Origin of the sequence: Candidatus Amarolinea dominans, from assembly GCA_016719785.1 — a bacterium.
In the GTDB taxonomy this organism is placed as follows: Bacteria; Chloroflexota; Anaerolineae; order SSC4; family Amarolineaceae; genus Amarolinea; species Amarolinea dominans.
In genome coordinates this window covers 78,376-102,712 of sequence record JADJYJ010000006.1, presented here as the reverse complement: position 1 = coordinate 102,712, position 24,337 = coordinate 78,376, and the positions used below count along the sequence as shown (strand labels likewise).

The window sequence follows — 24,337 nt, the reverse complement described above, 5'->3', positions numbered from 1 at the left end:
ACCACACTTTTACCACAATAAGAGACCGAACGACCAGGTCAGGGCGCCGCATCGTTGACATCAATCCAAACCATGTGCAGGGTGGGGCGGGGGTCGGGACCGTTGTAGTCAATGCGCAGGATAGCGCCATTGAGATCATTCGCCAGCTTGATGCGCTGCGTGGTCTCGAACCAGGCCCAGTTGCCGGCCGCGGTGCGATCCACCGGCAGGGTGATGCTGCTGAACTCGGTGGGCAGGGTCACGCTGAAATCGGCGTCGCTATCGTTGACGTAGGCCAGGCGGATGTGTACATTGTCCAACGTTTGCCCGTAATAGCTGAGGGTGTTGCTGATGGCAAAGGCGAGCGCGGCGCCATCCATGCGGCCGGCAAAGCGCGAGTAGATGTTCGTGGCGGCCTGCGGCAGCGGCACGGGGTCATAGCAGGGCAGGCTGCTATCGCCGCAGCGCACGCTGTACGGACCGTAGGCCACGGCCAGGAAGTGGTTGAAGTTGTCGTCGAAGCCTTCGCAGTAGCCCTGACAATAGCTGCCGGTGTGCGGAAATTCGGTGCGGTGGAACGCGGTCCACAGATCGCGGGCGCTGGTGGGGCTGTCGCCAAACTGACGCTCCAACCAGTCGCCAAAATCGCCCTGGTTGCCGTTGCGCGGGGTCGTGATGGCAGGAAAGCCGTACTGCGTGTTGAAGGCGCGCAGTTCGCTGGCCGCCGGTGTGCCGCAATTGCCATCGCCGTCGGTGTTGGCGCAGAACCATTCCGGCTGTGTGTCTATGAAATCGGGCCAGAACGGCCCCAGGCCGAAGAGCCAGCTCCAGTATTCGATCTGGCGCCGCGCCACGCCTGACCAGCTCTGCGACGGCTCCAGCTTGATGGGCAACAGGCCACGGTTGTCGAGCAGCAGTTGGAAGACGGAGCAGCGGGCTGAGGCGGGCGGGGGCGCGGGCGGGGGCCGGCGGATGAAGCCGGGGACATCATAGCGCATGCCGTTGAAGCCCAGGCCGATGTGGCGATTGCTGTATTGGGCGATGCCGGTGAACTGGCCGGGTACCCCGTACACCCAGTTGCAGCGCAGATAATCATCGGGCGCGGGCGCAAAGAGGAGGTAGACCGGTTTGCGTGGGAAGGCCTGGTGAAAGGCATCGAGGGCGTTGCGCACGAACTGGTCGTACTCGCCGTCGGCGTAGGCTGAGATCAGGCATTGCGGCGACGCGGGGTTGGCGCAGTTGGCGATCAACTCCAGGGTAATGCCGCACCAGGGCGCGGCCAGGTTGGTCTCGTTGTCATAGCCGCCGGCGATGAACAGCCCGGCGATGCGCGGATCGTTGCCAAACGCCGCGCCCAGGCGTTGAATGAGGGTGCTGTACGCGGCCTGCAGCGCCGCGCTGTCAAGCCGCGGCACGTATTCGGTGTGGGTGAGCGCCTGGCCGCCGACTGTGCGCGTGACGCTGATGGCGTAGTTGGGCGCCACGCCGTTGCTGCTGCCTAGCCAGGATGGGACGTTGTTGTTACAATAGCGGATGCCGTCCATTTCGTTGCCCTGTGACCAGAAGCGCGGCAGGCTGAGCCACAAGGGGCGTGGGGAGAGCACCTGCCCGTCCACCGTGGTGACCTGCTGTTGCCCCATTTGCCGCAGGCGATCTTCGATGACGCTGAAGTCGGTGCAGCCGGTGGGGTTGGTGGCGCAGTTGGCCGGGTTGATCTCAGCCCACAGCACATCGAGATGGCTGCCCAACTCGATGCCAGGGATGGCGCGCGCGGCGCCGTTGAAGTTGTCGCGATCCACCAGCATGGCCCCGCCAGGCGCCAGCGCGTAATCGGGCGCCGCGAGCGTCGCCGATCCCGGCGCTCCCGCTCCCGGCACTCCCAACGCCATTCCGGTCAGGCCCAGTAGACTGAGAAATATGAGGAGAACAATGGAGAAAATCATGAGACGACGAATGCGTGAAGAGATGGTCATAACAAAACTATAATGGGTGTGGGGGGAAAAGTCAAGGGGAACAATTCGCAATTCGTCATGGGTTGCGGTACAATAGCTTCATTCCCAGACCAATGATACGAAGGCCACTCCGATGTGCAAATCCGTTCTCGTTCCGTTGATTCTCCTTCTCGCCGCGCTGCTGACCGCCTGCGGCAGCCCACCGACGCCCGTTCGCATGCCGATAGTCTCGTCTGCGCTGGCGCGCGGCCAGCGTGTGTTCGAGCAGCACTGCGGCGCGTGTCACAGCCTGTCGCCAGATACAACCCTGGTTGGCCCCTCGCTGGCTGGAATCGCTCAACGGGGCGCGACGCGCATTGATGGGCTGGATGCCCGCGCCTATCTCTACACCTCGATCATGCGACCCAGCAATTTCCTGGTCGCAGGCTTCGACAACCTGATGCCCTCGACCCTGGCCAAAACCCTCAGCGGCGAAGAAATTGACGCCGTCGTCGCCTACCTCCTGGCGCAAGAGTGATCGAACCCCCACGTTGCACCCCCTGCCTGCTCTGACCGGGTCGCAGCCCGTACAGACAGGCCTTCTTTCCCCCAGGCCGAGCAGCGATGATCGTCACGGACGATGCATTGCAGACAAACGAAGGAGCGACCCGGGAGCCGCGGCTCACCGCTGCTGGTAAAAATGGCGCATGGGCAACGCTGCTATCTCGATGCTATCTGAAAGAAGGACACCCATGAAGACCGTGCTCAGGACCCTGGCCATCATCGTTGGCGCCATTCTGGCGGCGTTCGTTCTTGTCGTGATCGTGGCGGCCATTGCGCCCGAGGTGGCCGATCCAGCCATTGACATGACCCGTCACGGGGCCGGCGCCAGCAGCGTCGAGCCGTCCTACTCCGGTTTGCAGCGCCAATGGCCTGCCAGCAACGAACCGGCCGACAACCCCTCCACGCCAGAAAAAATCGAGTTGGGCCGTCTGCTCTTCTTCGATTCCGTCCTTTCGCAGGCCAACGACACATCCTGCGCAACCTGCCATCATCCCGACCTGGGCTTTGGCGACGGTCAGCCGACGCCCAAAGGGCCGTCCGGCCCGCTGGCGCGCAATGCGCCGACGCTCTGGAACGCTGCTTTTACGCAGAAGCTCTTTTGGGACGGTCGCAGCGACTCACTGGAAGCCCAGGCGATCTTTCCGCTCACCCACCCCAACGAAATGAGCGTCACCGACACCTCGGCGCTGGAAGCAGAACTACGCGCCATCCCTGCTTATGTCGAGCTATTCGATGTCGCCTTTGGCGGCGGCGCCCAAGCCGTCGCCGTGCAGCACCTGATGCAGGCCCTGGCCGCCTTCCAACGCAGCCTCTTGAGTCAGAACAGCCCCTTCGATCGCTACGCCGTCGGGGATTTCGACGCCCTGACGCCGCAGCAGCGGCGTGGCCTGGCCCTCTTCCGTTCCGGCGCCACACGCTGTTTCGAATGCCACACCGCCCCCACCTTCGCCAGCGACACCTTTCGCGTCGTTGGCGTGCCCGACGACGACCCGGGCCGCGCTGGCATCGTCGCCGATGGACAAAAAGGCGCGTTCAAAACACCAACCCTGCGCAACATCGCCCTGTCGGCCCCCTACATGCACAACGGCGCCCTGGCCACGCTGGAAGATGTGGTGGATTTCTATGCCAACGGCGGCGGTCACGCCTTCGACATCGCCAACGTGGACGTGTTCGTCAACGGCTTCGATCTGAGCCAGCAAGAGCGGGCTGACCTGGTCGCCTTCCTCTATGCCTTGACCGACGAATCGCAACAGCCAGAGATTCCGGCGGCGGTCCCCTCTGGCCTGCCCGTCGTCCAGCCGATTGACAACCCGGCACACCAACGGGTTGCAGATCACAACCGCGGCGGAGACGGGCAGGTGGTTCCTCCGCGCGCCGCCGTCACCCTGACTGTGCAACCGGGCCAGACCATCCAGGCGGTGGTAGATCGGGCGCGCCCAGGCGACACAGTGTTGATTCCAATGGGCGTCTATCACGAAACCGTAGCCGTTGACATCAGCGATCTGACCATCGAGGGAATTCCCGATGGGCAAGGCGACTTCCCCACGTTGGACGGCGAGTTCAAGCTGGCCGACGGGATCGTCGCTTCAGGCAACAACTTCAAGCTAGGCAAGCTGGCGTTCAAGAACTACAACGACAACGGCGTGCTGGTCGAGGGCGCGACCGGTGTGCATCTGTACGACATCTATGCCGAAAAAACGGGCACCTACGGGGTCTATCCGGTGCGCAGCACCAACATTCTGATCGAACGAGTGACGGTGACGGGGGTGGAGGACGCCGGCATCTACGTTGGTCAGTCGGAAAACGCTGTCGTGCGCGATTGCGTCGCCTACGCCAACGTTGCGGGGATCGAGTTGGAAAATACCCTCAACGGTGAAGTAACGAACTGTCACGCCTACGATAACACAGCGGGGCTGCTGGTCTTCGTACTGCCACAGTTGACTTCCAAGATCTCGGCCAACACACGCGTTCACGATAACATCATCGAAAACAACAATCGAGTCAATTTTGCGCGCGGCGGCGTCGTGCGCTTCGTCCCGTCCGGCATCGGCGTGCTGCTGATGGGCGCCGACCGGGCTGAGATCTATGGCAACGAGATCAAGGACAACAAAACCGGCGGCATCGGCATCTACAGCCTGACGCGCACCGGCCTGTTCGAGCCAAACGAGCTGGACATTGGCCCGCTGCCGGAGGGCAACCGCATCCACGGCAACACCCTGGCGCACAATGGCTTCGCCCCGGACGAATTCCTGACCAAGCTCGGCGTTCCCGGTTCGGACCTGATCTGGGACGGTTCGGGCGCCGGCAACACGTTCGATCAGCCCGGCGCATCGGCCTTCCCGCCCCTGCTGCCGAGTCAAGGCTGGCCGGGCTTTTTGCAGCGCGCCTATGGCAACCTGCTGAATTTTGTGATCGAGAGAGTGATGTAAATCCAGGGGGGCGTTGCCTGGGCGCAGAGTCGCGGGCCAGCACCCAGGCTCATGCATGCCCTGTGGGGGTCAAATGAAAATTCGAGACTACCAGGCTTGGTTGCAGGCATGGGACGCCGCGCGGGGCTGGGACCAGGTCGCGCCTGCCCATACGCTGCTGCACGCGATGGAGGAGCTGGGCGAGGTGGCGCGGGTCATTTTGCGCCGCGAGGGCTACAAGCCGTCGGCTTTTCCCGATCAATGGCAGGTTGAATTGCGCGAGGAGTTGTCGGACGTCTTCGTCTTTCTGTTCAAGCTGGCCTATCAGTGCGGCGTGGATGTCGAGGATGCATTGCGGGCAGGCATGGTCAAGGCGGATACCCGTCACCCCCTGGAGACCGGGGCACCGGAGATGGCGCGCTACCTGGCGCAGCAGGCGCACCCGGAGTCCTGAACCTGTTCAGGGACGCGAATCCGGCAGGTGCGCCCCGAACAAGTTCGGAAGCCTGGCGGGTGCGGGAGTCCTGAACAAGTTCAGGGCCGTTGGCATTTGCTATTTCGGGCGTTGACGCCTTATAATGGCGCTTCCTGTGCCTGAGTAAGCGTGCGCTGTGCGTACCCGCGAGATCAGAGCCGATGGCGCAGAGATCAGCAGGAGCCAAGCTTGTGGAACATCCAGCATCACGTATCCGTTGCAGCGTCGGCGTGACGGCGCATAATGAAGCCGCCAACATCGGCGCGCTCCTGGACGCGCTGATAAACCAACATCTCTATCAGGCGGAGATTAGCGAGATCATCGTCGTAGCCAGTGGCTGCACCGACGACACGGTACCGATCATCGAACGCAAGCTGGCCGAGGATGAGCGCATCCGGCTGATCGTGCAGCCGCGGCGTGAGGGCAAGACGTCCGCGATCAACCTGTTTCTGCAGGCGGCGACCGAAGCGATCTGCGTCCTGGAGAGCGGCGACACCCTGCCGCGCGAGGATGCGGTGGAGCACATGGTACGTATGTTCGCCGACCCGAACGTCGGGATGACCGGCGCGCACAAGATCCCCGTCAACACGCCCGATCACATCGTTGGCCTGTTTTCTCATCTGCGCCTGCGCATGGAGCATGAACTGTGCCTGGAAATTCCGCGCCTGGGCGAGATGATTGCGTTCCGTAAGGTGTTCGATCAGATACCACCTGATGTGGCGATGGACGAAGCGTTTGTGGAGGCGCTGGTGGTCAAGCGCGGGATGCAGGTGCGTTATGCGCCGGATGCCGTGGTCTTCAACACCGGCCCGGACACCGTGAGCGATTTCGTGCGCCAACGCCGGCGCAACCATGCCGGGCATCTCTACTTACAGCACAAATACGGCTACCAGGTGTCCAGCATTCAGAACGGACGCGTCCTCAAGATTGCCCTCAAGGAGATCTGGGGCGCCATACGCCTGGTCTACACCCTCTTCTTGATGGCCTTTCTGGAGGGCTATGCGCGCGTTCTGGGCTGGTACGACTTCAAGGTCAAGCAGGACCGTCATGTGGTGTGGGACATGGCCTGGACGCAGAAAGCCGATGTTGGCGCAGAGGCCCAGCGCCGTCTGGGCGCCCAGGACACCGCACCGATGGCGACAACGACGAATCTCTGATCTCCGGTCTCCATCATTGCAGGGAGCAAGTTGTGCGTGACAAACTAACGGCGCTGCTCAAACTGGTGGTCAGTGCAGCGCTGATCGCTTTCATCTTCAGTCGTGCAGATTTGGCTGCGCTGGGCGCTCGCCTGGCCGGCGCTAACGGTCTTCTTGTTCTACTGGCGCTGATCGCCTATTTCGGCGCCATTGTCATGAACACGGCCAAATGGGCCGTTCTCTTACGTGCCCAGGTGCCCGGGGTTCCTTTTGGCGCGCTGCTGCGCTACACCTTTATCGGCGTTTTCTTCAACAATATCCTGCCGGCCAACATTGGCGGTGATGTCATGCGCGGCTACGGCCTGAGCGCGTACACGGAGAGCAAACTCGACGCCGCGGCCTCGGTCATCGTAGATCGCTTGGTGGGGCTGATGGCGTTCGTTTCGTCCGCGGTGGTGGCCGCACTGATCGCCATCTACACCACGCACCTGCCCGATCTCGTCGTGGTGGGCGCAGTGGCGATTGTTGCGCTGGCGGCGCTCGTCTTTGCCTTTGCGGTGCTCTTCAGCCGGCGTCTGCGCATCGTCCTGGCCCGGCTGTTCGACTGGTCACTCCTGCGGCCGCTGGCTCCTGTCTACGGTCGCCTGGCCGATGCCTTTGGAGCCTATCGTTTTCGCTACAAGACACTGCTGGCTGCCTACCTGATCGGCATGACCGGCCTGATGCTGACCAACGCGGTCAATTACCTGCTGTCCCAGGCGCTGGGCGGCGGTATCTCGTTCCTGGCGATTGCCCTCTTCAACCCGCTCATCGCCCTCGTGCTTCTGATTCCCATTTCCGTGGGCGGGCTTGGCGTCAATCAGAACGCGTACGTCGGTTTCTATGGCCTGGTGGGTGTGCCGCACGACCATGCCCTGGCGGTGTCGCTGCTGATACAGGCGCTCATCATCATCTCCAGCCTGCCCGGTGGGCTGTTGTGGTTACGCGGTAGGAACATCACGCGGTAGGAGCTGCAGCTTGAACAGGTAGCGCCTTTTCAGCAAGCACCGAGTATCGAAGCGCCAGCATTTGCCTGAACTCAAGCCAATGGCGGTGTGGCGGTAGTGATGTAACGTACGTCGTCCGTGGCTTCCGCCACGACTGAAGCAATGATCTTGTCGTCAACCCCATGGCGACGCAGACCATCGAGCAGGCGTGCCATTTCGGGTGCATCTGCTTCGAAGCGAGCCAGGTCGGCGCGCAGGCCCTGTCCAATATAGGCACGCATGAGCGGCTGATAGCCGGAGAATCCCAGGCGTGGGGCCATTCGTTTCAGGTCTTCCAACACATCCTCTGGTATGCGAACGGTAATCGTCTTCATCGGACGGTCACGGCGCAGGCGGTTCTTTAGATCATTGATGTTCATAGATTCTTCTTTCTGACTTGACAGCCATGCGGGCAGAAACAATGCGTATCGTATCACCACGCATGGTATACACGACGTGCAGTAATTGCCAGTTCTGTGTCATGCCAATTGCTTTGTCCCTTGACTCTTCTTCCGCCTCGTCCGCCTCCACGACATAAACAAACGGATCATGAAAGACCTCGCATGCTGATTCAAACAAAATACGGTGCTTGTGCAGATTAACAACTGCTTTGGCGATGTCCCATTCAAAAGTAATGCCGTGAAGCCGGTAACGAGCGTCCATGATCATTAGTATAACTCAATGTATTTACAATGTCAATACGTTTTGAGCTATGCTGCGCAAAAACACTGGTCTGTTCATCATTTGCGCCGCTTAGTACAATATGTTATAATCCAAACGTGGTCGCTGAGATTCAGGTTTCGGGGCGATCTTTCGTTTTGGAGCCGTGGCGACGTTGATGCGGGTGTTGACGCAGGAAAAGTCATCGTGATGCGACATCCGTGGTATCGTGAAGCCCTTATCTTACTGATTGTCGTCGGGCTTTTTCTGTTTGTTCCCTTCGGTGTTGGCCTGTGGTATGACATGGCAACCGGTTCCACACCCTGGGGATTATTGATCGGTATCGGCACTGGGGCCACCGCTGCTACATTCTTCCTCGTTCGTCGCTTGGGAAGCGTGTACCGGGCCATTGCACCCGATACCGAAATTGACCAGGGAAAAAAGTAGGCATTCCGAGGTGTGAAGGCTCCCGCGTGGACTTTGCGCCTCTATCAGAAAGAACCAGAAGGAGGATATAGCAGAGTGCGCAATCTGTTCAAACCACGCAACCTTCTCATGATCGTTGTCGTCCTCGCGGTGATGCTGGGCGGCGCCATTCTCTTTCCGGTGCCCCTGCCCACCATTCTGCTGCCAGCGGAAGTAATCTTCTCCGTGGCTGGCTTCCCGGTTACGAACACCTTGATCACCACCCTGATCGCCGACATCACCCTGTTGGTCATTGCCTTCGCGGTCGGTCGCAATCTCAAAGAAATTCCAACCGGTTTTCAGAACCTGATCGAATGGTTCCTGGAAACTTTCTACCGTATGACCGAAGACATCGCCGGCAAGGTCAACGCTAAGCGCTGGTTCCCGGTCTTCATCACCATCATGATGTTCCTGATGGTGGCGAACTGGTGGGAGTTGATCCCCGGCTTCGACAGCATCGGCGTGATCGAACCGATAGAAGTTGCCACGGCCCACACCAACGGCACGGTGCGCACCGGTTACAAGCTGGGAACGTTCCTGGGCATTCCGTCGCTCATCAAGGTGCAGGTCAACCTGGACGATGAGCAAGTGCATGAGATTCTGGCTGAGCACGAAGCTGCGGCTGCAAGCGGAGAAGCAGCCACCGAGAGCGAGAGTCATGAGAGCAAGTATGGCGCCTATGTCCTGAAGCCGCTGTTCCGCGCCGCGGCCACCGATCTCAACGTGCCGCTGGCCCTGGCGCTGATCTCGGTCATTCTAACGCAAGCTGAGGGCATGCGGGTCCTCGGCATGAAGTACTGGCGTAAGTTCTTCTTGCCGACCATCACCGGCATGAAAGCGGTGGACGCCTTCGTCGGAATTTTGGAGCTGATCTCCGAGTTTGCAAAAATTATCTCTTTCTCCTTTCGTCTTTTCGGCAATGTCTTTGCCGGGCAGGTTCTCCTGTTCGTCATGCCATTTCTGATTCCGTACCTGATTCCCTTGCCGTTCTACGGTTTGGAACTGTTTGTGGGCTTTATGCAAGCCTTCGTCTTTGCCATTCTGACCCTGATCTTCCTGTCGTCGGCGGTAGTCAGCCACGAAGGGCACGAGGAGCATGGTCACGGAAAAGAGGCGCCTGTGACGGCGCATTGAGCAACTTGTCTGGGTTTGATCCGCAGGCGGGTACGCAGCGCGCGGGCAGGCCAGTCAAACGTTGATTTTGTGGAGGTCACACTTGGGGTGTGACGCTGAGTGAACTGTTCGCATTGACACTTAACAGAATCATTGAGGAGGATCGAAAATTATGAATGCAGTTCTGGCTGCGGGTCTTGCGATTGGCTTGGGCGCCATTGGCCCCGGCATCGGCGTCGGTTTGCTTGTGATGGGTGCGCTGCAGGCTATGGGTCGCAACCCAGAAGCGGCCGGCGAAATCCGCACGAACATGATTCTTGGTATCGTGTTCGCTGAAGCAATCGCCATCTACGCGCTGGTGGTTGCCCTGTTGTTGGTCTTCGTGGGCGCGCCGGGTCTCGCGACCTTTAAGTAGGGGTTTGAGGGGGTGCCAGCTTGGATATCTTTGGACAACTTGGAATTAACGGTGCCTTCCTGCTTGCGCAAATCATCAACTTCCTGATCCTGTTCTACTTGCTGCGGCGCTTCTTGCTGAAGCCCGTGATGAACATGCTGGACGCACGACGCCAGCGTATCGAGGACGGGATGAAGGCCGCCGACCGGGCACGCCAAGCCGCCGAAGCCGAGCGGACGGAATTGATGAAGAAGCTGGACGAGGAACGCCGCGCGGCGCAATCGCGTATTGCGGCGGTGGCCGGCGACAGCGAAAAGGTGCGTGAAAGCATCCTGACAACGGCGCGAGCGGAAGCTGAGGACATCAAGACAAAGGCGCGCGCAGAGGCGTCGGCCGAACGCGCGCAAATGCTGCGCGATATGCAGCGCCAGGTGGCCGATCTGGCCGTCCTGGCCGCGGAGCGCATCCTGGGCCATGAGCTGTCAAGCCCGACCGAACAGAAGCGCATGGTCAATGAGTTCTTAGCGAGTAAACTACAGTGAAAGCCGAAACCAGCGCACGCGACTATGCGAGCGGCTTTCTGGCCGCGGCTGTGGAACACTGGTCACAGCACCTGACGGTTTTGGCTGACCGGCTGGAGAATGATGCGTTGCTGCGCCCGCTGAGCGACCAGGCACAAGAGTTTGCCGGGCGCAACGCGACGCTGACCGGTCTTTTACCAACCGACTTCGGCAAGTTAGAAGTGGACTTGCTGCAAGTGCTGTTGTCACGTGGCGACTTGAGCAAGCTGCGCGAGGTGGTGGCAGAACTCAATGCGATCCTGCAGCGCACGGTGGCCGGCACGCAAACGGTGGCGGTGACAAGCGCCCAGCCGTTGAGCGAGAGCGACCGCAACGCCTTGCAGGACAAGTTCAGCGCGCAGTTTGGCGCCGGCCTTGAGTTTCACTACACTGAGGACCCGGCGCTCCTGGGCGGTATGATCGTGCGCGTGGGGGACAAACTGATTGATACCAGCGTCGCCAGCCGCCTGAGTCGCATGCGTGAACAATTGGCCGCCGCGGTGCGTTAGTGTATGCACGAGCACCGTCCTATCTGTGCGTCCGTCAACGTGACCCAGAGGCATGAGGAGAAACTAGATGGCGGTAATGACTGCCTCTCATACTGAGAGCATCGCGGATCTCATCAAGAAGCAAATCCTGGCGTTCGAAGCGCCGGTGCATATGGTGGATGTGGGCACCGTCACCGAGGTGGGCGATGGCATCGCCCGCATCAAGGGCTTGGCCAATGCCATGGCCAGCGAGCTGGTCGAATTCGCCAACGGTGTCATGGGCATCGTCTTCAACCTGGAAGAGAACAGCGTCGGTGTCATCATCATGGGTGAGCACACCGAAATCGAAGAAGGCGACCTCGTCCGTTCTACCGGCCGTATCGTGTCGGTGCCGGTGGGCGAAGCCCTGATCGGCCGTGTGGTCAACGCGCTGGGCGAGCCCCTTGACGGCAAAGGCCCCATCAACGCCAGCGGCATGCGCCCCGTGGAGCGCATCGCACCCAACGTGATCGCCCGCAAGTCGGTGGACACACCGGTGCAAACCGGCATCAAGGCCATCGACGCGTTGATTCCCATTGGTCGCGGCCAGCGCGAGCTGATCATCGGCGATCGCCAGACCGGCAAGACGGCCATTGCGATTGATACCATCATCAACCAAAAGGGCAAAGACCTGATCTGTATTTACGTAGCCATCGGCCAGAAGCGCGCCCAGGTGGTGCAACTGGTGGCTACCCTGGAAAAGTACGGCGCGATGGATCACACCATCGTTGTCGCGGCTACAGCTTCCGACCCGGCCGCCCTGCAGTACATTGCGCCCTACGCCGGTTGTGCCATGGGCGAGGAGTTCATGGAGCAGGGCAAGGACGCGTTGATCGTCTACGACGACTTGAGCAAGCACGCCCAGGCCTATCGCCAGGTATCGCTGCTCATGCGCCGACCGCCTGGCCGTGAAGCCTATCCCGGCGATGTTTTCTACCTGCACTCGCGCTTGCTGGAGCGGGCCGCGCGCCTCAACGCCGATTACGGCAGTGGCTCACTGACGGCTCTGCCCATCATCGAGACGCAGGCCGGTGACGTGTCGGCCTATATCCCCACCAACGTCATCTCGATCACCGACGGCCAGATCTTCCTCGAGGCCGACCTGTTCTACGCCGGCATTCGCCCGGCCTTGAACGTCGGCATCTCGGTGTCGCGCGTCGGTGGCTCCGCGCAAACCAAGTCCATGAAGAAGGTGGCCGGTCGCCTGAAGCTGGAACTGACACAGTTCCGTGAACTGGCCGCGTTTGCCCAGTTCGGCTCCGACCTGGACAAATCCACGCAGGCGCAGCTCGATCGTGGTCAACGCCTGACCGAGGTGCTCAAGCAGCCGCAGTATCTGCCGGTGTCGCTCGATCACCAGGTGATGACCATCTTCGCCGCCACCAACGGCTTCCTGGACAAGCTGCCGGTCAGCGCGCTGCGTCGTTGGGAAGATGAGTTTATGAAGTTCATGGACGCACAGCACGCAGACGTCGGCAATGTCATCCTGCGCAGCAAAGACCTGGACGCGACAACGGCTGATCGCCTGAAGATGGCCATTGGCGACTTCAATGCCACGTTCACGGCGTAAGCAACGAAGGACGCATGATCTCAGGCCAAGAGCTGGCCTTCGTCCTTCGCTTCTCGTCTTTGCAGGAGAGATAAATCGTGGCCAATGACCGTGAAATCAGACGACGCATCAAGAGCGTGAAGAACATCGCCCAGGTGACGAAGGCGATGGAAGCTGTCAGCGCGTCGAAGATGCGCCGTGCGCAAGCCCAGGTGCTGGCGACGCGGCCGTATGCGGAAAAGGCCTGGGAGATGCTAACCTTCCTGGCGCGTATCCGGCGCAGCGGCGCCGATCAGCAGGCCCTGTTGCAGGCGCGGCCGGAGAAGAAGGTGCTCCTTCTGCTCATCACCTCTGACCGCGGCCTGGCGGGTGGCCTCAATGCCAACATGCTGCGCGAGGCCTCGCGCACGATTCGGCAGTGGGAAAAAGAGGGTAAGACGGTGTCGCTGGTCACCGTGGGGCGCAAGGGGCGTGACTTCATGCGCCGTTACGGCCCGCCCAGTAGAGCGGAGTTCAGCAGAGTGGGCGATCGGCCAACCAGCCAGGCGCTCAGCATTCAGAAGGTCGGCGTAGATGAAGCTACCGTAGCTCCGATTGCACGCGTCGTGATTGACGAGTTCGTCAGTCAGGCCGTTGATGCGGTTTACATCGGCTTCATGGACTTCGTCAACGCTGTGGTGCAGAAGCCGGTTATCCGAAAGCTCCTGCCCATCGAACCCGATGAGCCGACGATACCGATCACGAAGGATTACATCTTCGAACCGGATGCGCAGTCGGTTTTGACGCAGGTGATGGAGAGCTTTACCGAAGTGCAGATTTTGCAGGGGCTGTATGAGGCCATCGCCAGCGAGCATTCGGCACGCATGGTTGCCATGCGCAACGCGACCGATGCCGCCAACGACCTGATCGGCGAACTGACCCTGAGCGCCAATAAGGCGCGCCAGGAAAAAATTACTAAAGAACTGATGGATATTGTGGGCGGCGCCTCTGCCTTGGCGCAGGCGAGCACCTAGATCTGACATGATCCTGATGCCGTGACCGGAGGATAATGATTTATGGGAAATAACGGAACGCGAGTCGAAGGTAGAATCCTCGCGGTAGTCGGGCCGGTGGTAGACGTCGAATTTCCGCCTGATCAACTGCCTCAAATTTACGACGCGATCGAAATCCCGCTGGGCAGCGGGTCGGCCCTGGTCTGCGAAGTGCAGCAGCACTTGGGTGATGGCCGTGTGCGCGCCGTCGCCATGTCGAGCACCGACGGCTTGCGGCGCGGCATGCCTGTGCGTAACACGGGCGCTCCCATCAGCGTGCCGGTCGGCCCCGACACCCTGGGCCGTATCTTCAACGTTCTCGGCCAGCCGATTGACATGAAGGGCGATGTCAAGGCCGTCACCTATTACCCCATTCATCGCCTGGCCCCGCTGTTCGTCGAGCAGTCTACACAGACCCAGGTCTTCGAGACCGGCATGAAGGTCGTTGACCTCATCGCGCCCTTCACCAAGGGGGGAAAGACCGGCATCTTCGGCGGCGCCGGCGTCGGCAAGACGGTCATCATCCAGGAACTGATTCACAACATCGCCAAGTTCCACAGCGGCTATTCGGTGTTTGCCGGCGTGGGCGAGCGTTCCCGCGAGGGCAATGACCTTTACCACGAAATGAAGGAATCGGGCGTGCTGCCGCAGACCGTCATGGTCTTCGGGCAGATGAATGAGCCGCCCGGCGCCCGCTTGCGCGTGGGCCTGACTGGCGTGACGATGGCGGAGTACTTCCGTGACGAGGGCCGCGACGTGCTCTTGTTCATTGATAACATCTTCCGCTTTGTGCAAGCCGGCTCTGAAGTGTCGGCTCTGCTGGGCCGTATGCCCAGCGCCGTCGGTTATCAGCCCACCCTGGGCACCGAAATGGGCGAACTGCAAGAGCGCATCACGTCCACCAAGACCGGCTCCATCACCTCGATGCAGGCCATCTACGTGCCGGCCGACGACTACACCGACCCCGCCCCGGCGACGACCTTCGCCCACCTGGACGCGATCGTCTCGCTGGAACGCGCCCTGGCCGCGCAGGGCCTTTACCCGGCCGTGGATCCGCTGGCCTCGACCAGCCGTGTTCTGGATCCACTGATTGTGGGCATGGAACACTACGACGTGACCCGCGGCGTGCAGCGCACCTTGCAGCGCTACCGCGATCTGCAAGACATCATCGCCATTCTCGGTGTCGAAGAATTGAGCGAAGATGACAAGTTGGTGGTGGCGCGCGCGCGCCGTATGCAGCGCTTCCTGACGCAGCCGATGCATGTGGCCGAGCAGTTCACCGGTCAGCCCGGCGCGTATGTCAAGATCGAAGAGACCGTGCGGGGCTTCAAAGAAATCCTGGAAGGCAAGTATGACACGCTGCCGGAGCAGGCGTTCTACATGGTGGGCACCATCGAGCAGGTGGTGGCCAAGGCGAAGACCCTGACCGGCGGTTGAGCGGAGGCCATTATGCCGATTCGCTTTGAGTTTGTGGCGCAGTCTGGACGGATCTTCAGCGATGATGTGGATATGGTGATTGCGCCGAGCGCCGATGGCGTGCTGGGCATCCTACCCAAACATGCGCCGCTGATGGCTCTCATTCAGCCCGGCGAAGTCGTCATCAAGAAGGCCGGCAGCCCGGACCGCTTCTTCTCGGTGGCTGAAGGCTTCATCGAGGTGCGGCCCGATAAAGTGGTGCTGTTGGCCCGTTCGGGCGAGTCCGCGGAGAACATTGATGCGGCGCGGGCCGAGGAAGCCCGTCAGCGCGCCGAGCAGTGGCTGACGAGCCATCCGAAGGGCGCTGAACGCCGGGAGATGATGGAAGCCGCGCTGCGGCGCTCCATCATGCGTCTGCGTGTTGTGCAAAAGCGCAGCGCGACGCACACCCCCGGGGCGCACTTCCGCGACCCAAACAACAACAATCAGTAACTCACAAAGGGCGCTTGCTGCTGCAAGCGCCCTTTGTTTATGGAGCATCAACTGGCGCGGTTGGCGTTAAAGGAGTGAAACCATGCAGCGACTTAATCCCATGATGCCTGGAGAGCTGCTGTACGAGGAGTTTCTGGAGCCAATGGGTCTCTCGCAGTATCGTTTGGCAAAGGAGATCGGTGTGCCCGCGCAGCGGATTAGTGACATTGTGGCGGGTAAGCGCGCGATTACGGCGGACACTGATTTGCGATTGTGCCGTTTCTTTGGTCTCTCTAATGGCTACTGGCTGCGCGCGCAGGCGGCCCATGATACAGAGGTGGCTGAGAGCAGGCTGGCGGAAACGCTGGCGAAGATCAAGCCCTGGCAGGGAGCGCCATCTCGTGTAGGCCATGTGGCCTGAGAATCGCTAAACGTGGTTATATCCTTGTGAACTGGCGCCCTCCCGCCTTCGTAGACGGTCAGATGAACCGGAATACAGATTACGCACGCGGCACGTCGTTGTTGGCATAGTACCTCTTTCTAAACCACTTGTCACCCCCCATTCCCATACGTACACTCGACTTAAGCGCGCAGGAGGAAGATCATGCTCGATCTCCAGGCGGCAACACTCACCGTCGTTAAAAAAGCGGACCATATTGGACGGGGCGAACCGATGCTGTGGACGATGTTCATCGTGCTCGGCCTGGACACCATCAATAGTCAGCAGTTCGTAGTTCCAACAGACCCGGTTGCCGGAAAACCGGGCAAAACAAGGTAGGGCGAATGCTACTCACACAGTCAAAAACCAAACATATCAACACCGTCACCCACGAAGGCAAAGTGCTGATCATGGCCACAGTGGTTGAAAATGGATCAGCCACACTCCGCTATACCGTCAAGCAGGACGGCTTCGAAGACAGCGCCCTACAGAACCCCAACGGCAGCGGCTGGGAGGCGTTCAAGACGCTGGAATTGCCTAATGATCGCTTAGGCGACGCTTCGGTTGCGGACAAGGAGCAGGCGGAATTGACCGACAAGCAGGGCAAGTACCTGCTGCGCTCGATCTACGACAGCGCCGCGTTGACCGCCGACGCGCCGGTGCAGCTTGTCTCGCACGACGGCCATCTCTATGTCTTCCGCCAATCCACACGCGGCACGCTGCTGGTGGACCGCTTTGTGCTCGATGGCATGACCAACACGCTGACCCCCAAACTGGAAGTGCGCTTCAAACGCAGCCGCCAACGGTACACCCCGCTCAAAGCCATGAAGATCAACAGCGGCGGCCAGATGGAATCGCTCGATTCGCTGGACTTCCGAGACATGCAGAATCGGCCCTTCACCGAGCCGTCCACGGAGCTCTGTCCCGAGCTGCTCAGCCAATTGCAGAATGGCTGGTTCGGCGTGGTGGTTACGCCCACCAATGAACAGGAAAATTACCGCTGGCACATCTTCGCCCACAACCGCAGCAGCGGCAAGGTTGACCTGGTGACGCTGCGCGCGGGCAGCGAGCAGCTCTTCGACCTGCAAGACTACTGGTTTCGCACGATGGACCCCATCACCGACCAGGTGCAGTACGACAGCATTCCCGGACTCATCCACCGCCAGCTAGAGCTGCAAGACAGTGCGGGCACGCCGTTAGCCGCGATCAACGGGCTGGCGGTCATCAAATACGACGTGCAGCGGGAGCAGCAGACACAGAATGGGCCGCAGCTGGTGCGCGACGCCAGCAAGGTGCTGCTGGCTGTGCCCACAGCTGCGGGCACGGCGACCCTCAGCTTTGCGATTGGCGTGGACGGGCGCCTGGCGCAAATTGCCGGCGACAGCAAGGACGAGCTGCTGCGCAGCCAGGAGCGCGAGATCCTGCTGCCGCTCAACCTGCTCGACAACATTCGAGCCGTGGGCGACAGCACAGCCGCGCCGGCCGGCGTAATCGCCGCCATGCGCCGCTCCGACGACGACGACAGCGCTGACCGGGTGCGCGTGCAGGTGAGCGCCGATGACAAGCAAGCGGTGAGTAAGCTCAAGAGCGGTGACACGGTCAAGCTGAGCAACACCGCCAGCTATAACGGTCTCTACCGGGTCGCAAAGGCCGACGACGGCAGTTTTGTCATCGACGCGCCCTTCAAGTACGGCGAACTGGGCGACTGGGAGAAGGTGGAGGAAGAAGAGAGCGGACTGATCTTCGACGGCATGCTGACCGGTTACGCAAAGACCGGCGACGGCAAGCTCAAAGTCCACGCGGTCAACCATGGGCTGGCGGCCGGCGACCTGGTGCAGATCGTGGGCGACGGCGATTACAGCGGCGAGTACCCGGTGCTCCAGCACGACGAAGACAGTTTCACCATCGAGCGACTCTGGGCTGGCGGCGAGGCGGTCAACATCAAGCTGGAGTCGCGCAAGCGCCGCGGCCTGGTGTTGGACGGCAAGCGCGATTGGATCAGCGCGCCCTTTTCGCAGCCGATCAATCTCAGCGCAGGTTTCACGGTGGAAGCCTGGGTCAAATTGAACAGTGCTGACGATCAAACCCTGCTGATGACCCAGCCGGACAGCAAACAGAGCGGGGGAGCCCCGGCAGGAACCGCAGCGACCCTGGCGCTGAAAGATGGCAAATTCACCGTTGCTATCACCCGTCCGCTGCTCGGGCGCACCAGCGCGCTGCGGATTGAATCCGCCACGCCGGCGCCGCTGCGCGAATGGGTGCATGTGGCGTGCAGCTTCGACGGCAAGGAATTGCATCTGCTGGAAAATGGCGGGGTCAAGGCCACGGTCACTGTCGAGGAACTGAACCGCAAAGCCAGGAGCGGCCAGGATGCGCTGGCCAAACAACTGGAGAAAGAAGCCGCCGAGTTGCGGGCTGCCTACACGGCCAACCCCAACCACCCCGCCAACTACTGGTTCCGGATGGCGCAGCGCGCCGATGGCAAAGTGGTAACCGCCGGGATGGAGACAGGTATGAGCCGGGACCAGGTTGATCACCGCGCCGAGCAACTCTGGCGTTTGGAACCGCAGGGTGATGGCGCCTTTGCCATTCGCAACAAGGCGACCAACCGTGTGCTGGAGTATGTGGCCGCAGACCGTCCCGTCCAGCAGACTGAATGGCGCAACGCCGACAGCCAAAAGTGGACGTTGGAGGCCAACACCAACGATTTCTACACCTTCCACACCAAGACGGATGGCAAGGTGCTGGACGGCTATCTCGGCGGCTTCGTCGTGGGCAATCCCTGGCCGGCGGAGACCACCAACGCCCATTGGCAGCAGTGGCGGTTGGTGACAGTGGGGCCAGCGTTGGCCGTCGAAGTGCAGGCGGCGCTGGATGCACTGCAAGGCAAGGGCAACCAGGGCAAACCCACTTTCAGCCTCAGCGTCAGCACCATCAGCCTGGCCGCCACACCGCAGATTAAAGCGGGCAAGGTACAGCCGGCCGACCTGCTGCAAGGGGAATTGGCGGATGTACGGCTCTGGACCAGCGGGCGCAGCGACAAGGCGATCGCCAACGCCATGCATCTCCAGTTGACCGGCCGCGAGGCCGGGCTGGCCGGTTACTGGCGGCTGGGTGGCGTTGCCCTGGAGGAGGATGGCAGCCAGCGCGTCTTCGACTTTTCGGTCAACGCTAACCACGGCGAGGTGCAAGGCGCTCCCTATGCTGGCGGCGTGACGCTGGGGCGCACCCTGCGTGACGGCAAGACTGAAGCCGTCAAGCTCAGCAATGGCGACCTCTTCGCTGTGCGTGAGGGCGCGGTCTACGTCGAAAGCTTCGAGTTCCGCAGCGACAAGCCGGTTGCTCCCACCAACGCCGACGGCAAGGACGGCGTCATCTTCGCGCCATCGCTGTGGGGGCGCCTGAGCCGCAACTCGGAGGAAGAACTGAGCTTTGCCCCCATGCAGGAGAAGTTCCTGTTCGAGGATCTCGGCGACGGCTGGCAGCGCGCCGCCTGCCGCTTTATCGTCCCCGAAGGCGTGCGCCTGCTGCGCTGCTTCGAGGTGGCCGGCGTGGTGGGCGATTGGACCACCCTGGAGGTGCGCCGCCATGCGCTCAGATTGGTCTCCGACACGGTGACGTTGAGCACATCCGACGAAAGCGCCAAGCTGACCGCACTGGCAAGTTCGTTGGCCAATCCTGCCCAACCCGCCGAGCTGCTGCGCGAACTCGACAGCAAGGAAAAAGAAGAAGCGCCGCTCGTCACTCGCCAGAAGGAGCTGGAGCGGCTGCTGGGCGACATCGCCAATCGCAACGAGACTGAACGACGCCGCAATGACTACCAGAGCCTTGTGCAGTCGCTGACCTGGGCGCGCGACGCCCGCCAGCGTGAATACGATGCGGCGATGGCCACGCCCCCTGAGGGCGAAGTGAAGACCGACCTGTGGGGCGAGGGCAATGATGCCACCCATATCGACTGGCACATCCATACGGCGGAGATTCTCGCGCCCCCCGGGAAACGGGTGACGGGCGTGCAGTTCTACAATCTGAGCGCCCGGCTGGCCGTCAAAATCCGCTGCGCCAATCCCGATGGCTCGGCTGAGGAATGGGTCGTGAACGAGGATCTGAACGGCAATGCCGCCGATCACCAGGACTGGGTCGACACTGCGCCGGTCAAGTGTCCCAAGGACAAAGTGGTGACCGGCGTGCAGTTCTACAAGAAGGGGAACCGCAGCGCCATCAGGATCCGCTGCAGCTATCCGTGGGGCGGCGGCGATGAATGGGTACTAAATGACGCGGACGCTGGTTTCTTTCGCTCGCGCCGCAGCGAACAGAACGATTTCATCGACCTGCACCCGGTGATGGTTGGCGCGGACCAGGTTATTTCCGGGTTGCAGATCCGCCAGTATGGGAACCGTATTGCGCCGCAACTGGCCTATTACAGCGTAGCGGAGATCAACCGGACTAGAAACGCCCTGAACAGCGCGAACTACGAACTCTCTGCCGCCCAGGCAGAACTTGCCCGCTTGAACCAGGCTCTGAACAGCAGCGACGGCCAGCGCCAGCAGTGGCAGGCTGAACTGGACGAGATCAACCGCCAGCTCGCGGCGCTCCGCCAGCGCATCGCCGAATTGACGACCAGCTATCTCGAGCTGATCGCCAAGGCCAACAACACTGCCCAGACCATGCCCGACCTGCCCGACCAGGAAGACCCGCGCGGCCTGCGGGTGCAGGGCGCGCTGCTGCCTTTCGCCGTGTCTTCCACCCGCCTGCATGCCCTGGAAAGCTGCACCGGGCGCGTCACCCTCAGCTATCAAGATGGCGACGGCAACCTGCGCCAGACCCATTACGACGCGGCCTACGACGCGGACGGCAAGGGTGAAGAGTGGCTGCCCGATGGCTATCGCGCTGCCCTGGCCCTGGATGGCCGCAGCCCGGCGCTGCCTTTGCCCGCTTCCGTCTTTGCCGGCCTGAGCAACCAGGTCACGATTGAGTTCTGGGCCAAGGGCGGCAGCGATCTGCCCAAGGTGAACGCATTGCTGGGCGCGCTGGATAGTAATAACAACCCCCGGCTGTGCATTCAACTGCCCAACGAGAAGGGCGAAATCGTCTGGCAAGCCGGTCAGAAGCCGGCCAACGGCGCCATTGACGGTCTGATCCAACCGGCCGATGCCAGCCTCTATCGTGGGCGCTGGACGCACTGGGCCTTTGTCAAGGACAGCAACGCGGGCGAGATGCGCATCTACGTGGACGGCAAGCTGTGGTGTAAGAATGACCCCAAGTCCAAGGATGGCGGTGGCCCGCGCACCCAATCGCTGAGCGGCATCGGTGAAGCGGGGATGGGCGGCTTCCCGCGCCAGAGCCCTGCCTGGCATGGGCAACTGTGCGAACTGCGCATCTGGAACGTGGCGCTGGGCGAGCGCGAGATCGAGGCCAACAGCGTGCTCACCCTCAGCGGCAACGAACCAGGGCTGATCGCCTATTACCCGCTCAACGAGGCGCAGGGCGATCTGGCGCGTGACCACAGCGGGCGCGGTCAAAACTTCAGCATCACTGGCGGCGCATGGGCGCCCTGCACCGCGCCGATTGGACGGCTTCACAAGCTTCCCATTTCTTTGCTCAGCCAGCGCAAGAGCTTTGACGGACAGAATAGCTATGAACAACTGCCGACGATGACTCCAGATTTCAGTGAGGGCATCTCAATTGAAGCACGCGTGCGTTTCGACCAGTTCAACCGCTGGTCGCGCATCATCGACCTGGGTGATTCCGGCAACAAGAAGAACATCCTGCTGGCGAACAAAGAGAGTAGCCGCCATCTCATCTTCCAGGTCTACAGAGGCGACGGTGCTGTCTTCACACTCGAATCGCCAACCGATCTGCCACAGGGTCAATGGATGCACGTCGTCGCCACCATCGAGAAAGATGGGTTGGCACATCTTTATGTGGACGGCACCGAAAACGCCAGCGGCAAGATGGAATTGCCGGCGAACGTTGAACGCGTCCACAACTATCTCGGCAGAGGTAGCTGGAACGACCCGTACTTCCAGGGCGAAATGGAGGCGGTGCGGCTCTACACGCATGCACTAAGCAGCCAGGAAGTCAAGGGGCTGATGGACGGCAGCTTCGAGCGCTCGGTGATCTGCGCCGAGTACAGCCGCGTGCGTGTGGATGCTCAGCGGCGCAAGTCGGTGATGATGCTGCGCTGCCTGGCGCTGCCCACGTTCGGAGGGCTGCGGCTGGTCGACGAACAACGCATCGAAGAGCTGGAGATGCAGTGGATCGGCAACGCCCAGATCAAGCCGACGCTGATCGGCTACATCGAAGGCGCGCCGCCGCTGCCCGGCGAAAACCTGACCGAAGAGCAGGACTACAATGGCGCAACCTCCGTCGAGCTGATCCAGTCCTCAGACGTGGAGTACAGTTGGACGCGCGAGCAGGATGTCAGCCTGGGGGCGGAGACAGCGCTCTTTGTGGGCGTGGATACTACGGTGACTGCCGGGCTTGGGGTCGAGACGGAACTGCTCGATACGCGTGCCGGCATGAATGTCGCCGCCGATTTTGCCTACCATTGGCAGAACGCCAGCACGGTGGGCGCAAGCCACAGCCTGATGAGCAGTGACCGGCTGGAACTGCGTGGCAGTCAGGAGCCGGAGCCGCACTTCCCGCACCTGGGCCAACGGTTCATTCCCAAGAATATCGGTTATGCCGTGGTCACCAGCGGTCTGGCGGATGTGTTTGTCAGCAAGCTCAAACGCAGCGGGCGCATGATCGGCTACCAGGTGCTGCCGGTGGAAGGGGTGCCGCTGGATGTCAACACGATCACCTTCCTGATCAACCCGGCCTACACCATGGCGGGTAGTCTCGACGGCATGACCGGCAGCCGCGCCACCAGCGAGCGCTTCTTCCGCCATGTGCCGGAGATGCGCAGCCAGTATGGCTCGCTCTACCCGGCCAGCTACTTCCGCTTGAAAGAGGCCTATGATCTCAAGGCGCAGATCGATGAGCAGGACAAATTACACCAGGCTTACTTCAATCAGTTCAACGCCGGCCTGGTGGATGAAACATCGCTCAACCGCCAGGTGGATGACTCCAGCCGCGATGGCGGCGCGGTGGGCGTCAACAGCTCGGATCGCAGCGGTGGCGAAAGCGATGATGCGATCAAAGAGTTGGACAAGAAGATCGAAGCCAAGCAGAAGGAGATTGACGAGCTGAAAAAGGCCAGCCCACTCAATCAACCGGAGGTGGACAAACAGCAAAAAGAACTAGAGGGTCTGCAACAGAATAGACGCGAGCACGAGCAGGCTGGCCGCACCAAAGAGGGCGAACAACGCCAGAACGACATCGCCAAGAAACATAGCGATCTCTCGGCACGCGCCAATGCCTCGGAGAGCTTTGCCAGTTGGCAGAAAAAGATGGAGAATCTGCAAGTCCGCGCCGGCAAACGCAACATCGTCAACACCTACGTCTGGGATGGCGATGGTGGCTTCCACGCCGAAGAGCAGCAGTTTGCCAGCACGGTGGAACACACGGTGGGTGGGTCGTTTGATATGGGCTTTGCCATCGGGGGTGAAGGGGCATTCGCAGTGGGTGGGGTCGCAGTTGGATTGACTGCCATGGCTAAGGTCAGCATGACCCAGACCATGAACAAGACCGAGCGCGGCAGCAAGGGGCTGGAGCTGCACGTTGATCTCAGCGGCGTCGAGAGCCGCGGCATCACCGACTATCGCGACTACCCGATTCTGCCCGGCGAGAAGGTCGATCGCTACCGCTTTATGAGCTTCTTTCTGGAGAACACCACCAACCACTGGCATGACTTCTTCAACTACGTCATAGACCCCGAATGGCTGGCCAGCAACGATGAGGAGGCGCGCGCGCTGCGGCAAGCGCAGAGCGCGCGGCCCAACAAAGTCTGGCGGGTGCTCCACCGCGTGACCTATGTCGAGCGCCCGGCGCTGATGGGCTTTGGCCGCAGTGTGGTCAAGAGCGACGAAGCTGCTGACGACATCCGGGCGCTGCGTGATCAACTGACGGATTTGCAGGGCAAGGTGGCGACTCTACAGAAAGAGATCAATGAGAAGCTGGATCAACTATTGACCAGGAAGGCATAGCGCCGCGGGTGGTCAGAATCTCAGGAAGAGCTGTCACGCAGGCGCTCAGCCCGCATGGCAGTTCTTCCTGAAGGGAAGCTTCCAAGTCAGTTACCCATGCCCCGCGG

20 protein-coding genes are annotated in these 24,337 nt (G+C 61.1%); 17 read left to right on the top strand and 3 right to left on the bottom strand.

Annotation, left to right across the window (positions count from 1 at the left end):
• Window positions 1–38: 38 nt before the first annotated feature.
• Window positions 39–1,856, bottom strand: a complete 1,818-nt coding sequence (locus tag IPM84_09055) for a hypothetical protein (GenBank protein MBK9092910.1) — start codon at window positions 1,854–1,856, stop codon at window positions 39–41.
• A 208-nt stretch (window positions 1,857–2,064) separates the two neighbouring features.
• On the opposite strand from IPM84_09055, the gene IPM84_09050 reads away from it, so the two are divergent.
• The 5 genes from IPM84_09050 to IPM84_09030 all read left to right on the top strand — a co-directional run bounded on the left by IPM84_09050 (window position 2,065) and on the right by IPM84_09030 (window position 7,500).
• Window positions 2,065–2,448 carry a cytochrome c gene (locus IPM84_09050; GenBank protein MBK9092909.1) on the top strand — a complete coding sequence of 128 codons (384 nt, stop codon included), beginning with the start codon at window positions 2,065–2,067 and terminating at the stop codon, window positions 2,446–2,448.
• Between the two features lie 214 nt (window positions 2,449–2,662).
• The gene (locus tag IPM84_09045) at window positions 2,663–4,903 is read left to right on the top strand and encodes a right-handed parallel beta-helix repeat-containing protein (GenBank protein ID MBK9092908.1); all 2,241 of its coding nucleotides are present in this window, start codon (window positions 2,663–2,665) and stop codon (window positions 4,901–4,903) included.
• A gap of 73 nt (window positions 4,904–4,976) precedes the next feature.
• Window positions 4,977–5,336 carry a hypothetical protein gene (locus tag IPM84_09040; GenBank protein ID MBK9092907.1) on the top strand — a complete coding sequence of 120 codons (360 nt, stop codon included), beginning with the start codon at window positions 4,977–4,979 and terminating at the stop codon, window positions 5,334–5,336.
• A gap of 212 nt (window positions 5,337–5,548) precedes the next feature.
• Complete coding sequence (locus tag IPM84_09035) at window positions 5,549–6,514, top strand: glycosyltransferase (protein ID MBK9092906.1); 966 nt, start codon at window positions 5,549–5,551, stop codon at window positions 6,512–6,514.
• A gap of 32 nt (window positions 6,515–6,546) precedes the next feature.
• Window positions 6,547–7,500: a flippase-like domain-containing protein gene (locus IPM84_09030; protein MBK9092905.1), complete on the top strand. Its 954-nt coding sequence runs from the start codon at window positions 6,547–6,549 to the stop codon at window positions 7,498–7,500.
• 71 nt (window positions 7,501–7,571) lie between these two features.
• Here IPM84_09030 and IPM84_09025 read toward each other — a convergent pair whose 3' ends face one another.
• Window positions 7,572–7,898: a hypothetical protein gene (locus tag IPM84_09025; protein MBK9092904.1), complete on the bottom strand. Its 327-nt coding sequence runs from the start codon at window positions 7,896–7,898 to the stop codon at window positions 7,572–7,574.
• On the bottom strand, window positions 7,885–8,181 hold the full coding sequence (locus IPM84_09020; GenBank protein ID MBK9092903.1) for a BrnT family toxin: 297 nt from the start codon (window positions 8,179–8,181) through the stop codon (window positions 7,885–7,887). The genes IPM84_09025 and IPM84_09020 overlap by 14 nt, the downstream gene beginning before the upstream one ends.
• A gap of 204 nt (window positions 8,182–8,385) precedes the next feature.
• Between IPM84_09020 and IPM84_09015 the strand changes: the two genes are divergently transcribed.
• The 12 genes from IPM84_09015 to IPM84_08960 all read left to right on the top strand — a co-directional run bounded on the left by IPM84_09015 (window position 8,386) and on the right by IPM84_08960 (window position 24,230).
• Window positions 8,386–8,625 carry a hypothetical protein gene (locus IPM84_09015; GenBank protein MBK9092902.1) on the top strand — a complete coding sequence of 80 codons (240 nt, stop codon included), beginning with the start codon at window positions 8,386–8,388 and terminating at the stop codon, window positions 8,623–8,625.
• A 75-nt stretch (window positions 8,626–8,700) separates the two neighbouring features.
• Window positions 8,701–9,777, top strand: a complete 1,077-nt coding sequence (locus IPM84_09010; protein ID MBK9092901.1) for a F0F1 ATP synthase subunit A — start codon at window positions 8,701–8,703, stop codon at window positions 9,775–9,777.
• 151 nt (window positions 9,778–9,928) lie between these two features.
• Window positions 9,929–10,171 carry an ATP synthase F0 subunit C gene (gene atpE, locus IPM84_09005; GenBank protein MBK9092900.1) on the top strand — a complete coding sequence of 81 codons (243 nt, stop codon included), beginning with the start codon at window positions 9,929–9,931 and terminating at the stop codon, window positions 10,169–10,171.
• A 20-nt stretch (window positions 10,172–10,191) separates the two neighbouring features.
• Entirely contained in the window at window positions 10,192–10,692 is a 501-nt protein-coding gene (gene atpF / locus IPM84_09000; protein ID MBK9092899.1) for a F0F1 ATP synthase subunit B, read from the top strand.
• Entirely contained in the window at window positions 10,689–11,219 is a 531-nt protein-coding gene (atpH, locus tag IPM84_08995) for an ATP synthase F1 subunit delta (GenBank protein MBK9092898.1), read from the top strand. Before atpF ends, atpH begins: the two co-directional genes overlap by 4 nt.
• A 76-nt stretch (window positions 11,220–11,295) precedes the next feature.
• The gene (locus IPM84_08990) at window positions 11,296–12,807 is read left to right on the top strand and encodes a F0F1 ATP synthase subunit alpha (protein MBK9092897.1); all 1,512 of its coding nucleotides are present in this window, start codon (window positions 11,296–11,298) and stop codon (window positions 12,805–12,807) included.
• Between the two features lie 77 nt (window positions 12,808–12,884).
• Window positions 12,885–13,799 carry an ATP synthase F1 subunit gamma gene (atpG, locus tag IPM84_08985; GenBank protein MBK9092896.1) on the top strand — a complete coding sequence of 305 codons (915 nt, stop codon included), beginning with the start codon at window positions 12,885–12,887 and terminating at the stop codon, window positions 13,797–13,799.
• Window positions 13,800–13,841: 42 nt separating this feature from the next.
• The gene (gene atpD, locus IPM84_08980; protein ID MBK9092895.1) at window positions 13,842–15,254 is read left to right on the top strand and encodes a F0F1 ATP synthase subunit beta; all 1,413 of its coding nucleotides are present in this window, start codon (window positions 13,842–13,844) and stop codon (window positions 15,252–15,254) included.
• 12 nt (window positions 15,255–15,266) lie between these two features.
• Complete coding sequence (atpC, locus tag IPM84_08975; protein MBK9092894.1) at window positions 15,267–15,725, top strand: ATP synthase F1 subunit epsilon; 459 nt, start codon at window positions 15,267–15,269, stop codon at window positions 15,723–15,725.
• Window positions 15,726–15,807: 82 nt separating this feature from the next.
• Window positions 15,808–16,125, top strand: coding sequence for a HigA family addiction module antidote protein (locus IPM84_08970; protein ID MBK9092893.1), 318 nt, complete (start codon window positions 15,808–15,810; stop codon window positions 16,123–16,125).
• Window positions 16,126–16,308: 183 nt separating this feature from the next.
• On the top strand, window positions 16,309–16,482 hold the full coding sequence (locus IPM84_08965) for a hypothetical protein (protein ID MBK9092892.1): 174 nt from the start codon (window positions 16,309–16,311) through the stop codon (window positions 16,480–16,482).
• Between the two features lie 5 nt (window positions 16,483–16,487).
• Window positions 16,488–24,230: an RICIN domain-containing protein gene (locus tag IPM84_08960; GenBank protein ID MBK9092891.1), complete on the top strand. Its 7,743-nt coding sequence runs from the start codon at window positions 16,488–16,490 to the stop codon at window positions 24,228–24,230.
• The last annotated feature ends 107 nt before the right edge of the window (window positions 24,231–24,337 follow it).